Here is a 13,397-nt window from a genome sequence, read left to right on the forward strand (position 1 = left end):
TATGGAGCCTGGGCGCGGCCGCTGTCGAGCGTCCTTGCCGCCCGCCGCCGTCACTCCTCGCGCCCACGCCGCCCGTCGCGCCCGCGCACCGCGCGCCGCGGCCCCGCCCCGGCATTGCGCGCCCGCGGCGGCCGGCGCGGCCCCTCGGGCGGCGTCTCCGGCAGCGGCGCCAGCGCCGCCTCCCGCAGCCGCTTCGGCGCATCGAGGCCCAACTGGTCCCGCAGCACCTTCGCATTCACTTCCTCGACCGCCCCGCGCGGCAGCACGCCGAGCTGGAACGGCCCATAGGCGGTGCGGATCAGCCGCGTCACCTCGAGCCCGAGATGCGACATCACGCGCCGCACCTCGCGGTTCTTGCCCTCGCGGATGGACACGGTCAGCCAGGCGTTGGTCCCCTGCCGGGCATCGAGCCCCGCCTCGATCGGCCCGTATTGCACGCCCTCGATGGTCACGCCGCGCGTCAGCGCCGCGAGCGCCTTCTCATCCACCCGCCCATGCACCCGCACGCGATACCGCCGCAACCACCCGTTCGAGGGCAGTTCCAGCTTCCGCGCCAGCGCCCCGTCATTGGTCAGCAGCAGCAGCCCCTCTGATGTCAGGTCGAGCCGCCCGACGCTGACCAGCCGCGGCAGCCCGGGCGGCAGCTTCTCGAACACCGTCGGCCGGCCTTCCGGGTCGCGATGCGTCGTCACCAGCCCGTCGGGCTTGTGGTAGCGGAACAGCCGCGTCCGCTCCGGCGCGGCGACCGGCTTCCCGTCCACCGTCACGTGGTCGCCCGGCGTGATGAAGGTCGCCGGTGTCTCCACCACCTTGCCGCCGAGCTTCACCCGCCCCTCGGCGATCATCTTCTCCGCATCGCGGCGCGACGCGACGCCGGCGCGCGCCAGCCACTTCGCGATGCGCTCGCCGCGCTTCGGATCCTCGCCCGCCTCGTCCTCGCTCACCGGCACGCCTCCACGAAGGCCGCGAAGATCGAAGGATCGCGCGGATCGACCGCATATTCCGGATGCCACTGCACGCCCAGGGCAAACCGATGCCCCGGATGCTCGACGCCCTCGACAACGCCGTCCGGCGCCACCGCGTTCACCACGCCGGCGCCCGCCGTCGCCACCGCCTGGTGATGCGCCGAGTTCACCGCCATGCGCGCGCTGCCCACGATGCGCGACAGCAGCGTCCCCGCCGCGATCGCGACCTCATGCCCCGGCTCCGTGCGCGGGTTCGGCTGCTCATGCGCCAGCGCCCCCGCGACCTCGTCCGGGATGTGCTGGATCAGCGTCCCGCCGAAGGCGACCGCGAGCAATTGCTGCCCGCCGCAGATCCCCAGCACCGGCATGTCGCGATCGAGCGCGGCCCGCGTCGCCGCCAGCTCGAAATCCGTCCGCCCCGGCTTCAGCGTCACCTTCGGATGCGGCGCCCCGCCGCCCCACAGCGCGGGGTCCACGTCGAAGGCCCCGCCCGTCACCAGCAGCCCGTCCACCTCGTCCATGTAGGCCGCGGCGAGCTCCGGATGGTGCGGCAGCGCCACCGGCAACCCCCCCGCCGCGATCACGGCCGAGAAGTAGTTCTGCCGCAGCGCATACCACGGCAGCTTCGACCAGCCGCCGGCCGGTTCGGAATCGAGGGTGACGCCAATCAGGGGTCGCGTGCGCATGCGCCTCTCGTAGCGACCCGCCCCGCGCCGCGTCCAGCGACAGGGCGCTTTGCCCGTTGGCCGGCACCGGCCCGCACCCCCACCCGGCCGCCCACGCCAGTATCCTGGAACGGGTGGCCGGCTGGGGGTGCGGGCCGGTGCCGCCAACACCAAGACTCCCCCCTTGGCGCGACGCCGCCCGCAATGCAAATGATCCTCACATGTCGAGATTCGGCGAGCGGCGCGGCTACCACCACGGCAACCTGCGCGAGGCGCTGGTCGAAGCCGCCGTCTCCCTCATCGCCCAGCACGGCCCCGCCGGCTTCACGGTCGCCGAGGCCGCCCGCCTCGCCGGCGTCTCCCCCGGCGCGCCCTACCGCCACTTCCGCGACGCCCAGGCCCTCCTCGCCGAGGTCGCCATCCGTGGCTACGAACGCTTCGCCGACCACCTCTCCCGCGCCTGGACCGCCGCCGGCCCCAACCTGCCCGCCGCCTTCGAGGCCCTCGGCCGCGCCTATCTGGACTTCGCCCGGCGCGAACCCGCCTTCTACGCCGCCATGTTCGAGACCCACCTGGCGCCCGAGGACCACCCCGGCCTCGCCGCCGCCGCCGACCGCGCCTTCTCCGTCCTGCGCGAGGCCACCGAGAAGCTCGTCTCCCGCCTGCCCGAGACCGGCCCCCGCCCGCCCGTCCTCATGGTCGCGCTCCACATCTGGTCGCTCTCCCACGGCATCGCCTCGCTCTTCTGCCGCCCCGACGCCTCCCGCCGGAAGCTCCCCATGTCGCCCGAGGAACTCCTCGAGGCCGGCATCCTCATCTACTTCCAGAGCCTCGGCCTCGCCGCCCCCCGCTGACCTCCGCCGCGTGGCGAGGCCAGGCGTGGCGCCCCGGACGCCGCCCGCCCCCACGTAACGAATCATCGCGCCCCACCGATTCCGCTTGACCCCACCCGTTCCGATCCCCAATGTAAATGTCGCTTGCATTTACATCCTGCAGGCCGAAACCCTCACGAGGAGCCCCATGTCCGCCACCGCCACCCCCGACGCCGCCGCCTACGCGAGCCGCCGCGAGCGCCGCTGGCGGGACGACCGCAGCCACGGCCCCGCCGGATGGACCCCCTGGAACGCCCCCAAGCCTATCCTCATCGCCGCCATGGTCATCGGCTTCATCGCCTTCTGGCCCATCGGCCTCGCGATCCTGTTCTTCATGATCGGCTCCGGCCGCATCGGCCGCCGCTGGGCCCAGCGCTTCGCCATGGCCCCCAACGGCACCTCGGCCGGCCCCTGCGCCTGGGCCCGCTGGGGCGAGGACTCCCAGCCCTCCTCCGGCAACGCCGCCTTCGACGAATACCGCCAGGACACGCTGCGCCGCCTGGAAGAGGAACAGAAGGACTTCGCCGCCTTCCTCGAACGCCTCCGCTTCGCCAAGGACCGCGCGGAATTCGAGCAGTTCATGACCGACCGCCGCACCCGCCCGCCCCAGCCCCCGGCGGACGACCAGCCCCGCGCCTGACCGGACCGGGGAGGGCCCAGGCCCTCCCCGAACCCCGCCCCGACCCCCATGCGCGACGCCCCCGGCGCTGCGCATGGGACCCGCCACCACCACCCGAAACCCCCTCGGAACCCACCCCCCGGCGCGCTACACCCCCGCCGGATGACCCACCACCCGGACTTCGAGATCTTCCTCGCCACCGCCCCGGGCCTCGAACCCACCCTGGCCGAGGAAGTCGGCCTCAAGGCCTTCAAGCGCCCGAAACCCGTCCCCGGCGGCGTCATCACCCGCGGCACCTGGCCCGACGTCTGGCGCGCCAACCTCTGGATCCGCGGCGCAACCCGCATCCTCGCCCGCCTCGACGCCTTCCACGTCACCCACCTCGCCCACCTCGACGCCCGCGCCCGCCGCACCCCCTGGGCCGAGATCCTCCGCCCCGACACCCCCTTCCGCGTCGAAGCCACCTGCCACAAGTCGCGCATCTACCACTCCAGCGCCGCGGCCGAGCGCATCGCCACCGCCATCCACGCCACCACCGGCGCCCCCCACGACCCCGACGCCGAGGTCACGGTCATGGCCCGCATCGACCACGACCTCTGCACCCTCAGCATCGACACCTCGGGCGAGCCCCTCCACAAGCGCGGCTTCAAGGCCGAGGTGAACGCCGCCCCCCTGCGCGAGACCCTCGCCGCCCTCTTCCTCCGCCAATGCGGCTTCGACGGCAGCGAACCGGTCCTCGACCCCATGTGCGGCTCCGGCACCTTCGTCATCGAGGCCGCCGAGATCGCCGCCCGCCTCAACCCCGGCCGCGCCCGCCACTTCGCCTTCGAACGCCTCGCCACCTTCGACGTTGAGGCCTGGGCCCGCCTGCGCGAACCCAAGCCCCGCCCCACCCCCACGACCCGCTTCCACGGCGCCGACCGCGACGCCGGCGCGGTCGCGATGTCCCGCGCCAACGCCGAACGCGCCGGCGTCGCCGCCATCACCGAATTCCACCAGGCCCCGATCAGCGAGGCCCGCCCCCCCGAAGGCCCGCCCGGCCTCGTCATCACCAACCCGCCCTACGGCACCCGCCTGGGCGAGGCGAAATCCCTCGCCCCCCTCTACCAGGCCCTCGGCCGGACGCTGGCGACGCACTTCAAGGGCTGGCGCGTCGGCCTGGTCGCCGCCGACCCGAAACTGGCCCACGCCACCGGGCTGCCCTTCCTGCCGAGCGGACCGCCGGTGCCGCACGGCGGGCTGCGGGTGACGCTGTTCAGGACTGCGACGCTGGCGTGAAGGCGGGGAGGGCTCTGCCCTCCCGCGAACTGGGGTGTGACTGGAAGCGGGGAGGGCTCTGCCCTCCCCGAAACCCCACCCGCCGAGGGCCGAAAGGCCCTCGGAACCCGGGACTTAAACCGCATCATCCTTGGCGCGACTCGTCCTCTGGCCTATATGATCGGGCGTGGAATTCGAATGGGACGAAGCGAAGGACGCCGCCTGCCTCGCCGCGCGCGGCTTCGATTTCGCCTTCACCCTGGGCGTCTTCCGCGACCCGGATCGCGTCATCACCCGCGACGACCGCTTCGACTACGGGGAAGCCCGCTACCGCGCCGCCGGATACATCGAAGGGCGCCTCTTCATCGTGGTCTTCACCCGCCGCGGCGAACGCATCCGCATCATCTCGGCCCGCAAGGCCAACCGGAAGGAGGTCGCCCGCCATGGCAACCCGGCGCGTCAGGCTTGAAGCCGACGGCACCATCCACACCACCGGCGCCAACCCGCTGCCCGTGAAGGGCCGCGTCGACTGGGCGCGCGTGGACGCCACCACCGAAGCCGAGATCGCCCGCCACGCCGCCGAGGACGACGAAGCCGCCGCCCAGGCCGCCGCCGCCCACGCCCGTCGCATCCGCCGCCGCACCGGTCTCACCCAGGCCGCCTTCGCCGCGCGCATCGGCGTGCCGGTGGACACCGTGCGGAACTGGGAACAGGGCAAGCGGCTGCCCGCCGGCCCGGCCAAGGCCCTGCTCCGCATCCTGGACCGCGCGCCGGAGGCGGCGCTGGCGGCGTTGGGATGAAGAACGCAAGCGACACCAGGCGTTACTCGGCTGAGGAACTGAAGGCACTCCGCGCCCGCGAACGCTCGCGCACCGACTGGGCGCGCGTGGACGCGATGACCGAGGCCGACCTCGACGCTGCCATCGCCGCCGACCCCGACTGGAAGGACATCCCGCGCGACTGGCACAAGGACGCGGTGCCCGTCACGCCCGGCGCGAAGCGCCTCGTCTCGCTCCGCCTCGACCCCGACGTGCTCGACTTCTTCCGCAGCCAGGGCAAGGGTTACCAGACGAGGATGAACGCCGTCCTGCGCGCTTACATGCGCGCGGCCCGCGCACGGGGCGGGAAGGCGTCCTGAGCGAATGGCGACGGGGGGCTCTACCCTCCGCGAAACCCCACCCGCCGAGGGCCGAAAGGCCCTCGGAACCCGCAGTTTAGTCGGCCGTCACAGGGCCGAGCGGATGCCAAATGCTTGTCGAAGCCGTCTCGCCCGAACGCGTCATGCGGCCAGCTTTTTCGGCTTCTTTGACCCAGCCATTCACAAGGGTGGCGGTCACGTATGGGTGTTGCATCAGCTCCGCTCGAAGGTGGTCCGCGCGACGTGGGATGCCTCCCGATAACCAATCATCAAACTGCGCCTTGGCTGCAGCGTGAGCAGCATCCTGCCATCGCCTGAAGGCATCGAGTCCCGCGTCCTGCTGACCTTGGAATAGGTCGCCCATCCCAAGTTCCCGCTCCTGCTTGGCTCGAAAGGAATCCAGGGCGACCTGCTCTTGCACCGCTACGCAACGTTCCTCGCTCCGCCGGAAAACCTCCATCCCAGCAGGATGGCGAGTGCCGTAAGCGAGGTGGAAGTAAGTGCGGTCCTTGTCGGGGTTTCGGATACGTGTCGAGCCTACGAAGGTGAAGCCGCCGACCTTCTTCAGGCGGCGCAGATACAATTCAATTATAGCTTCGTCCCGCGAGCCCAGCCGCCGCAGAGCGTCGGCGAACTCGCCACGCCATTCGCCATCCCCAAAAAGCTCGTCCACACTCTCCTGAACGATCTCGTTTTCCGCATGCCGCACGAGGCCGTTGGTCATGACATTCACCAAGACCTCGCCCGGGCGATGACGGAGGAGCGGAGCAATGCGGCGCAGGGCGATCCCCTTCCAGCCGATTGGATCGAGGAATCCGAAGAAGAAGGTGTCACGATTGAGAGTAGCGGCAGCCTGAGGAACGATTTCTTCGAATTCCCCGTTGAACGCTGTGACGTCGATACGTGGAAACTTCGTGATTTCCTGACAGAGCCGTTCGTAGGAGGCCTTCTTCTTCTCGACGAAGATGGCCCTCATTCGCGGGAAACGCCCACTTGCGGCCAACCTCTCTCGTACTTCAGTGAGCTGCCGCAGAGCGATGGCGAAGGAAGTGTCCTCGAACGTCTCACCCTGCGCTTGCCAGGGGCCGGAGAACGCATCGAGGTATAAGAAATCCGAGGGAGCATTCGGGGCCTGAAGCACTTTGAAGGCCAGTTCGGTAAGGTACTGCTTCAGAAGAACGTGTTTTGCGAAGTTTTGACCTCGTCCCGCGTAGAGTTCGGGCTTCAGGCCTACTGACGGGTCCTTAGTCTTTCGTTTTGGCGCCCCTTCAGGCTGCGATTTCATTGCGTTCTCCCGGAAACTCGTTCCACTCCCTGCCTTTGAGGAGTCGGCCATTAGCCTTAGGCCGTATGCCGCCCCATTGCTTGAAGAAGAATGCCACGCTCTGCTCGGCACACTGCTCCTGAACCTCGTCCACCCATTCGGGCAGCATGGGCCGATGGCCGGGGCCTGACTCGCCCCCGACGATGACCCAATCGATATTCGAAAGGTCGATCTCGCCCATCGGCCCGATGAGCGGTTCTACCGACAGGAAGCGCACGGCTGCCGCCGTGCGCCTGAGATGCGCGATGCGGCCCTTCCGAAGTCCATCCTCGACGCTTACCCCCAGCCACACGTTTGCAGGCGGGATGGCTTCCCCGTAGCGCCGACGCGTGAACGTGGCCATGCGGGAACTACGCTTGGTCAACACTTGGAACACGTGATGGCTAGCCTGCTCCATCACGTCGAAGACGCGACCCACGAACTCGTCCGGTACGCCCTTATGGAACAGGTCGCTCATCGAGTTGACGAAGATGCGGCGAGGCGCCTTCCACTTTAGGGGCTGATCCAACCGCTCGGGGCGTAGACGTAGATCGAATCCATGCTCGAAAGGATGCCCCGGCACGCCACGGAAGCGCTCAGAAAACCGTTCCGCATAGCACCGCAGGCACCCGGGGCTGATCTTGTCGCACCCTGTGACTGGGTTCCAGGTCGCGTCGGTCCACTCGATTGCAGTTTGCTCAGCCATGACCATGAACGGATACAGAACAACACGATGCTGTCTCCGGGCCAGCTTGTCCACCAATTCAAGATGCGCCCAACGCGGGCTCCCTGGCCTCAGGCGTAATGGACCCGCTCATCCCCGCGAAAGGATTGTTGACGGAGACGGGAAATTTTCCTATTGCGCGCTTTTCGGTGAGTCGCCCCCCATGCCCCTCCCCCGCCCCTACCGCCCCCGCCCCTGGACCCCGCTCACCGACGCCGAGTGGTCCATCCTCAAGCTCTACATCGAAAACACCGGCCCCGGCCGCCCCCTCCGCGACCCCCGCGGCCGCCTCGATGCCATCTTCCGCATCTGCCTCACCAACATCCCCTGGCGCCACGTCGGCACGGACCATGGTCCTACGGCCACCATCGCCCGCTGCTTCCGCCGCTGGGCGCATGATGGCCTCTGGTCCACCCTGCTGAAGCAATCCGCCCGCCGCCGCGCACCCCGCCCGCTCCGCGCCCTCAGGCCCTGGCTCGCCGCCATCTTCCGCCGCTGCCACCGCATCCTCGGCCTCCAGGCGGTCATCCTCGCCCGTCGCCTGCACGTCTCCCGCGCGCTCCCCGGCCCCTCCTGGTACTTCCCGGACCCGGATTTGTCCGAATCGATCGCGGACATCCAGCAGGACGCGCTCACCCGCCCCGACGACCCCGACCTGCCCGAAATCCTCGCCCTCTGCCGCCGCCTGCTCGGCTGGCTGGGCCGCCGCCGGCCCGTCCCGCGCTACCTGGTCCCGGTCGGCTGATGCCCCGCGCGGCGTCCCCGGCCCCGCCACCCGCCCATCGCCGCCCCGGCGCCCGCCGGCGCGCCGGAACGCTTGCGCCCGCCCCGCACCCCTGCGAATCCCTCCCCATGACGCCCATCGACCGCGCCCTCCGCGAAGCCCAGGCCGCCGCCGCGCGCGGGGAGGTGCCGGTCGGCGCCGTCGTCACCGACGAAGCCGGCACCCTCCTCGCCGCCGCGGGAAATGAGGTCGAGGCCCGCTGCGACCCCACCGCCCACGCCGAGATCCTGGCCCTGCGCGAAGCCGCCCACCGCCTGGGCTCCCCCCGCCTGCCCGGCTGCACGCTCACGGTCACGCTCGAACCCTGCCCGATGTGCGCCCAGGCCGCGTCCTTCTTCCGCGTGAAGCGCATCGTCTTCGGCGCCTACGACCCGAAAGGCGGCGGCGTGGACCACGGCGCGAGGATCTTCGCCGCCCCCTCCTGCCACCACGTCCCCGAGGTCATCGGCGGCGTCCGCGAAACCGACTGCGCGGCCCTGCTGCGCGGCTTCTTCGAAGCCCGGCGTTGACCATGCCCCCCTTATGCCCATTGATCCCGGCAGCGACGAACGGAGAGCGCGATGCGTGAGGTGAACGGCAGCGAACTGCTCGGCGGCAGCGACCACGAATTCGTCGTGAACCTCTACACGGTCATCCTCAACCGCTGGCCGGACGAGGACGGCTACCGCCACCACCTCCAGAAGATCGAGAACCACCCCGAACGCCGCCGCGAAACCCTCGTCGGCGTCGCCGGCAGCCAGGAAGCCCGCAACCTCGGCGTGGTCCTCCGCTTCGATTCCGACCCGCCTCCCCCGCCGCCCCCCGCCAAGCCCGCCGCGAACAGCCTCGCCGCCGCCCCGGCCGAACCCGCCCCTGCGACCGACCTGATCGGCGCCCTGGCGGACCTGCGCGACCGCCTCGGCACCATGTCCCCCGCCGAACTGGCCTCCGCGCAGCGCCTCCTGGCCGAGACCCTCGCCGCCGTCGCCGCCCACCAGGCCGACCGCGTCGAGGCCCGCCTCGCCCGCCTGGAATCCCGTGTCGGCGGCTGACCGCCCCCGCCGACCACCAACCCTGCACCAAGGCAGGCCCGCTACCGCACACCCACCCCGCGCCAGATCGGCCGATTCCGGCCCGCGCCGACGCGCCCCTCGTCCGAGGGCGACGAAGGCGCAGCCTTCGCCCGCGCGCAAAAACGCCTACCGCGCGACGATCCGCCCATCCTCCCGCAGGCTGGCGAACCGCCCCTCCTCGATCGCCTCGGCCACCACCTCGTCGAGGATCGGTCCCGTGTCATACGGATCGAGCGCCCGGTCGCGGAACATCACGTACCCGTCGCCCCCGCGCCGCATGAAGTCGTTGGTCAGCACCCGGTACACCCGGTTCGGATCGAGCGGCACGAACTGCCGCCCCTGCGCCACCTCCGCCTGCCGCACCCGGCTCCCCGCCGGCGCATCCGGTGTCCACACGAAGCGCACCCCCGCGACCTGCGGGAACCGCCCCGCATCCACCCCCTGCGCCACCCCGTTCTCCAACGCCGCGAGCACATCCGCCCCCCGCAGCCCCATCACCGCGACCGTGTTCCCGAAGGGCAGCACCGTCAGCACGTCGCCATACGTCACCTGCCCGCCCGGCAACCCCGCCCGCAACCCGCCGCCATTGGTGATGGCGATCTCCGCCCCCGGTATCCGGGCGAGCATCGCCTCCGTCACCAAATTCCCCAGCGCGCATTCCCCGCGCCGGCACTCGGTGTTGGACATCGCCGCCGGCAGCGTCCCCACCACCCGCCGCCGCGTTTCGGCGAGTGGCCTGGCGAAGTCCTCGACGATCGCCGCCACCCGCGCATCCTCCGGCACCGCAAGCCCGAGCGGCACCGGCGCACCCGCGTGCGCCGCGACGCGCCCATCGGCCGCGAGGTCGAGGTCGAGCCGCCCGAGGAACCGCCCGAAGGCCCCCGTCTGCACGATCCGCACCGTGCGGTCGCGCCCTTCGACCAGCAGCGGCGCCGGCCCCTCCGCCTCCGGCTCGGGCGCGAGCAGCGTGTGCGAATGCCCGCCGACGATGACGTCGACGCCCGCGACCTCGGCCGCCATGCGCCGATCCGCCCCGATGCCGAGATGCGACAGCAGGATGATCGTCGCCGGTCCGCGGCTGCGGATCTGTGCGACCGCGCGCGCCACCGCCTCGGCAGGGTCCCCGAAGCGCAGGTTCCGCCCCGGGGAGGAAAGCTGCGGCGTCTCGGGCGTCGTCACCCCGATCACCGCGATGCGCGCCCCGCCCTTCACCGTCTCCCACCAGGGCCGCAGCTTCCCTTCGAGCTCCGGCTCCGCCCGCGCGTCGATGTTGGCGGCGAGGATCGGGAAGTCCGCCCCCGTCACGAAGCGCGCGAGATTCGCCACCCCATTGTCGAACTCGTGGTTGCCGAGCGTCATCGCGTCGCAACCCCAGGCCTTCATCACCGCCAGCTCGGCCGCGCCGCGATGCTGCGTGTAGAACAGGCTGCCCATGAACTCGTCGCCGGCGTCGATCGCGAGCACCGCGCGCCCGGCGGCCGCGGCCTCGGCCCGCGCCGCACCGATGCCGCCGGCGAGTCGCGCCGACCCGCCGAGGCATTCCACGTTGGGCCGACACGCCGCCCCGGTCGCACGCGCCACCGGCTCGTGGCGGCTGTGGAAATCGTTCACGTGCAGCAGCGTGACGGCGCGCGCCGGCTGCGCCGCGGCGGGACGCAGGAAGGGCACGGCGAGGGCGCTGCCGAGGAGAAGACGGCGGGAGACGAGCATCGGGTCGGCCTTGGTCGGAGGGTTGCCGCAATCCTGCCGCGACGCGCGGCGATTGTCCCTTGCCGCATGCGGCGTGCGGGTCCAAACCGGGCTCGTTCGAGTTTCCCACCGCAACCGGGATCGGGGCGCGATGCAGGTCTACCTGCCCATCGCAGAGATGAGTGTCGATGCCCTGCTGCTGCTCGGCATCGGCTTTGGCGTGGGCTGGCTCTCGGGGCTGTTCGGCGTCGGCGGCGGATTCCTGCTGACGCCGATCCTGATCCTCATCGGCATTCCCTCCCCCGTCGCCGTCGCCTCCGGCGCGAACCAGACGCTCGGCGCCTCGGTCTCCGGCCTCATCGCGCAGTGGCGGCGCGGCAACGTCGATGCCCGCATGGGCTCGGTGCTGCTGGTCGGCGGTCTCGTCGGATCGGCACTCGGCGTGCAGCTGTTCGCGCTGCTGCGGCGGCTGGGCCAGGTCGACCTCGCGGTCGCGATCTTCTACGTCGTCGTCCTCGGCACCGTGGGCATGCTGATGGTGCGCGAGAGCGTGCGCGCCATCTGGCGCCGGCGCCGCTCGGGCGGCGTCGCGACCAAGGCGCACGAGCACACCTGGCTGCACGGGCTGCCCTTCAAGGTGCGCTTCCGCAAGTCGCGGCTCTACATCTCGGTCGTGCCGCCGCTGCTGGTGGGCTTCGGCATCGGCCTGCTCTCCGCGGTGATGGGCGTCGGCGGCGGCTTCATGCTGGTGCCGGCGATGATCTACCTGCTCGGCATGCCGACCTCGGTGGTCATCGGCACATCCCTGTTCCAGGTGGTGTTCGTCTCGGCCAACGTGACGCTGCTGCAGGCCTGGCAGGTGGGCAGCGTCGACATCGTGCTGACGCTGCTGCTGCTCGCCGGCGGGGTCGCCGGGGCTCAGTTCGGCGCCGCGATGGGCACCAAGCTGCGCGGGGAGGAAACCCGCGCGCTGCTTGGCCTGCTGGTGCTCGCCGTCGCCCTCAGCCTGGGGTGGGACCTGGTGCGGGTGCCGGAGAGCCTGTTCACCATCGGCCCGGCACGATGAGGCGCCTGCTCGCCGCGCTGCTGCTGCTCGCCCTGCCCGCCGCCGCGCAGCAGCCGACCACGCCGCAGCTCGCCGCGGACCTGTCGACCGACCGGGTCGAGATCTCGACCGGCTTCACCGGCTCCTCCGTCATGGTGTTCGGCGCGACCGAGCGCCTGATCGGCCCCGAGACCGGCGACGACGTCGTCGTCGTGGCCTGGGGCCCGCCGCAGCCGACGGTCGTGCGCCGGAAGGTCAACGTCCTCGGCTTCTGGGTGAACGGGCCGGCGGCGACCTTCCCCGAGATCCCGGGCTTCTACGCCATCGCCGCCACCCGGCCGGTCTGGCAGACCCTGCCCGAGGAGGTCCGCCACTCGGCCCGGCTCGGCCTCGCCTCGCTGCCGCTGCGCGCGACGGGCAGCCAGGGGCCGGCGTTCCGTGCCGCGCTGCTCGACCTCAAGCAGCAGGACGGGCGGTGGCAGGAATACGCCGCGCCGATCACGGTGGCCGGCGGCCGCCTGTTCAGCGCGCGCATCGCCTTCCCCGACACGGTGCAGACCGGGGCCTACCGCATCGAGGTGCTGCTGGTGCGTGAGCAGCGGATCGTCGCGCGGCAGGAACTGTTCCTCCGCGTCGAACGCGTCGGCAGCGCCGCGTCCATCGCCCAGGTCGCGCAGGTGCAGCCCCTGGTCTATGGTGTGGTCTGCATCCTGCTGGCCGCACTCGCCGGCTGGCTGGGCAGCGTCATCTTCCGCAGGAGCTGAGACCCGATGCCCGGAAGCGAGGAAGCCGCCGCCGCGAAATCGGCCGCCAAGCGGGACCGCATCTTCCTCGTCGTGGTGGACGACAGCGCCGAGCGCGCCGTCGCGCTGCGCTACGCCTGCCTGCGCGCGCGCAAAGGCGGCGGGCGCGTCGCCCTGCTGCGCGTGCTGGAACCGGTCGGCCTCGTGGAATGGGCCGGCGTCGGCGTGATGATGCAGGAGGAACGGCGGGAGGAGGCGGAGAAGATGCTCTCGGGCCTCGCCGCCGAGGTGAACGAGATCACCGGCGGCTTCCCGATCCTCATCATCCGCGAAGGCGATCCGCGCGACGAGCTGCTGAAGCTGCTGGAAGAGGACCCGCGGATTTCCATCCTGGTGCTGGCCATGGCGCCGGGCAGCGGCGGTCCCGGGCCGTTGATCACCGCGCTGACCGGCCGTTACGCGAGCCGCCTCACCGTGCCGATGACCCTGGTGCCGGGCACGCTCGAGGAAAAGGAACTTGACCGGATCACCTGACGCTCGC

17 protein-coding genes are annotated in these 13,397 nt (G+C 71.2%); 12 read left to right on the top strand and 5 right to left on the bottom strand.

What is annotated here, in order from left to right:
* Positions 1-50: 50 nt before the first annotated feature.
* Together GWK16_RS06010 and GWK16_RS06015 are read right to left on the bottom strand one after the other, a co-directional pair.
* On the bottom strand, positions 51-944 hold the full coding sequence (locus GWK16_RS06010; protein WP_170053056.1) for a pseudouridine synthase: 894 nt from the start codon (positions 942-944) through the stop codon (positions 51-53).
* Positions 941-1,651 (bottom strand): gamma-glutamyl-gamma-aminobutyrate hydrolase family protein, encoded by a 711-nt coding sequence (locus GWK16_RS06015; RefSeq protein WP_170053057.1) that lies wholly within the window; start codon positions 1,649-1,651, stop codon positions 941-943. Before GWK16_RS06015 ends, GWK16_RS06010 begins: the two co-directional genes overlap by 4 nt.
* A 200-nt stretch (positions 1,652-1,851) precedes the next feature.
* On the opposite strand from GWK16_RS06015, the gene GWK16_RS06020 reads away from it, so the two are divergent.
* From GWK16_RS06020 to GWK16_RS06045, 6 genes are all read left to right on the top strand, one after another.
* Complete coding sequence (locus GWK16_RS06020) at positions 1,852-2,484, top strand: TetR/AcrR family transcriptional regulator (protein ID WP_170053058.1); 633 nt, start codon at positions 1,852-1,854, stop codon at positions 2,482-2,484.
* Positions 2,485-2,650: 166 nt separating this feature from the next.
* A complete protein-coding gene (locus GWK16_RS06025) occupies positions 2,651-3,142 on the top strand; it encodes a DUF2852 domain-containing protein (protein ID WP_170053059.1) in 492 nt (163 codons plus the stop codon).
* A gap of 141 nt (positions 3,143-3,283) precedes the next feature.
* Positions 3,284-4,399, top strand: a complete 1,116-nt coding sequence (locus GWK16_RS06030; protein ID WP_170053060.1) for a THUMP domain-containing class I SAM-dependent RNA methyltransferase — start codon at positions 3,284-3,286, stop codon at positions 4,397-4,399.
* A 166-nt stretch (positions 4,400-4,565) separates the two neighbouring features.
* Positions 4,566-4,847: a BrnT family toxin gene (locus tag GWK16_RS06035; RefSeq protein WP_170053061.1), complete on the top strand. Its 282-nt coding sequence runs from the start codon at positions 4,566-4,568 to the stop codon at positions 4,845-4,847.
* Positions 4,822-5,178: a helix-turn-helix domain-containing protein gene (locus GWK16_RS06040; RefSeq protein WP_170053062.1), complete on the top strand. Its 357-nt coding sequence runs from the start codon at positions 4,822-4,824 to the stop codon at positions 5,176-5,178. Before GWK16_RS06035 ends, GWK16_RS06040 begins: the two co-directional genes overlap by 26 nt.
* On the top strand, positions 5,175-5,516 hold the full coding sequence (locus tag GWK16_RS06045; protein ID WP_170053063.1) for a BrnA antitoxin family protein: 342 nt from the start codon (positions 5,175-5,177) through the stop codon (positions 5,514-5,516). Before GWK16_RS06040 ends, GWK16_RS06045 begins: the two co-directional genes overlap by 4 nt.
* A gap of 76 nt (positions 5,517-5,592) precedes the next feature.
* On the opposite strand, the gene tcmP is transcribed toward GWK16_RS06045, so the two are convergent.
* Both tcmP and GWK16_RS06055 read right to left on the bottom strand, forming a co-directional pair.
* Positions 5,593-6,801, bottom strand: a complete 1,209-nt coding sequence (tcmP, locus tag GWK16_RS06050) for a three-Cys-motif partner protein TcmP (RefSeq protein WP_170053064.1) — start codon at positions 6,799-6,801, stop codon at positions 5,593-5,595.
* On the bottom strand, positions 6,785-7,579 hold the full coding sequence (locus tag GWK16_RS06055; protein ID WP_338144420.1) for a DUF5131 family protein: 795 nt from the start codon (positions 7,577-7,579) through the stop codon (positions 6,785-6,787). Before GWK16_RS06055 ends, tcmP begins: the two co-directional genes overlap by 17 nt.
* Before the next feature lie 127 nt (positions 7,580-7,706).
* Between GWK16_RS06055 and GWK16_RS06060 the strand changes: the two genes are divergently transcribed.
* The 3 genes from GWK16_RS06060 to GWK16_RS06070 all read left to right on the top strand — a co-directional run bounded on the left by GWK16_RS06060 (position 7,707) and on the right by GWK16_RS06070 (position 9,358).
* The gene (locus GWK16_RS06060; RefSeq protein ID WP_170053065.1) at positions 7,707-8,288 is read left to right on the top strand and encodes a transposase; all 582 of its coding nucleotides are present in this window, start codon (positions 7,707-7,709) and stop codon (positions 8,286-8,288) included.
* Between the two features lie 107 nt (positions 8,289-8,395).
* On the top strand, positions 8,396-8,836 hold the full coding sequence (locus GWK16_RS06065; protein ID WP_211187160.1) for a nucleoside deaminase: 441 nt from the start codon (positions 8,396-8,398) through the stop codon (positions 8,834-8,836).
* A gap of 51 nt (positions 8,837-8,887) precedes the next feature.
* Entirely contained in the window at positions 8,888-9,358 is a 471-nt protein-coding gene (locus GWK16_RS06070; RefSeq protein WP_170053066.1) for a DUF4214 domain-containing protein, read from the top strand.
* Between the two features lie 147 nt (positions 9,359-9,505).
* On the opposite strand, the gene GWK16_RS06075 is transcribed toward GWK16_RS06070, so the two are convergent.
* Positions 9,506-11,089, bottom strand: a complete 1,584-nt coding sequence (locus GWK16_RS06075; RefSeq protein ID WP_170053067.1) for a bifunctional metallophosphatase/5'-nucleotidase — start codon at positions 11,087-11,089, stop codon at positions 9,506-9,508.
* Positions 11,090-11,219: 130 nt separating this feature from the next.
* On the opposite strand from GWK16_RS06075, the gene GWK16_RS06080 reads away from it, so the two are divergent.
* Genes GWK16_RS06080 through GWK16_RS06090 form a run of 3 tightly spaced genes read left to right on the top strand, consistent with a single transcriptional unit; the run spans position 11,220 to position 13,390 of the window.
* The gene (locus GWK16_RS06080) at positions 11,220-12,134 is read left to right on the top strand and encodes a sulfite exporter TauE/SafE family protein (RefSeq protein WP_170053068.1); all 915 of its coding nucleotides are present in this window, start codon (positions 11,220-11,222) and stop codon (positions 12,132-12,134) included.
* Positions 12,131-12,877, top strand: coding sequence for a TIGR02186 family protein (locus GWK16_RS06085; protein ID WP_170053069.1), 747 nt, complete (start codon positions 12,131-12,133; stop codon positions 12,875-12,877). The genes GWK16_RS06080 and GWK16_RS06085 overlap by 4 nt, the downstream gene beginning before the upstream one ends.
* A 6-nt stretch (positions 12,878-12,883) precedes the next feature.
* Positions 12,884-13,390, top strand: a complete 507-nt coding sequence (locus GWK16_RS06090) for a universal stress protein (protein WP_170053070.1) — start codon at positions 12,884-12,886, stop codon at positions 13,388-13,390.
* The last annotated feature ends 7 nt before the right edge of the window (positions 13,391-13,397 follow it).

This window comes from Neoroseomonas marina (genome assembly GCF_012927745.1).
In the GTDB taxonomy this organism is placed as follows: Bacteria; Pseudomonadota; Alphaproteobacteria; order Acetobacterales; family Acetobacteraceae; genus Neoroseomonas; species Neoroseomonas marina.

Coding starts and splice junctions, on each gene's coding strand:
- tcmP (WP_170053064.1), bottom strand. CDS start 6,801: ATGAAATCGCAGCCTGAAGGGGCGCCAAAACGAAAGACTAAGGACCCG.
- GWK16_RS06075 (WP_170053067.1), bottom strand. CDS start 11,089: ATGCTCGTCTCCCGCCGTCTTCTCCTCGGCAGCGCCCTCGCCGTGCCC.
- GWK16_RS06065 (WP_211187160.1), top strand. CDS start 8,396: ATGACGCCCATCGACCGCGCCCTCCGCGAAGCCCAGGCCGCCGCCGCG.
- GWK16_RS06060 (WP_170053065.1), top strand. CDS start 7,707: ATGCCCCTCCCCCGCCCCTACCGCCCCCGCCCCTGGACCCCGCTCACC.
- GWK16_RS06030 (WP_170053060.1), top strand. CDS start 3,284: ATGACCCACCACCCGGACTTCGAGATCTTCCTCGCCACCGCCCCGGGC.
- GWK16_RS06090 (WP_170053070.1), top strand. CDS start 12,884: ATGCCCGGAAGCGAGGAAGCCGCCGCCGCGAAATCGGCCGCCAAGCGG.
- GWK16_RS06085 (WP_170053069.1), top strand. CDS start 12,131: ATGAGGCGCCTGCTCGCCGCGCTGCTGCTGCTCGCCCTGCCCGCCGCC.
- GWK16_RS06070 (WP_170053066.1), top strand. CDS start 8,888: ATGCGTGAGGTGAACGGCAGCGAACTGCTCGGCGGCAGCGACCACGAA.
- GWK16_RS06020 (WP_170053058.1), top strand. CDS start 1,852: ATGTCGAGATTCGGCGAGCGGCGCGGCTACCACCACGGCAACCTGCGC.
- GWK16_RS06040 (WP_170053062.1), top strand. CDS start 4,822: ATGGCAACCCGGCGCGTCAGGCTTGAAGCCGACGGCACCATCCACACC.
- GWK16_RS06080 (WP_170053068.1), top strand. CDS start 11,220: ATGCAGGTCTACCTGCCCATCGCAGAGATGAGTGTCGATGCCCTGCTG.
- GWK16_RS06025 (WP_170053059.1), top strand. CDS start 2,651: ATGTCCGCCACCGCCACCCCCGACGCCGCCGCCTACGCGAGCCGCCGC.
- GWK16_RS06015 (WP_170053057.1), bottom strand. CDS start 1,651: ATGCGCACGCGACCCCTGATTGGCGTCACCCTCGATTCCGAACCGGCC.
- GWK16_RS06045 (WP_170053063.1), top strand. CDS start 5,175: ATGAAGAACGCAAGCGACACCAGGCGTTACTCGGCTGAGGAACTGAAG.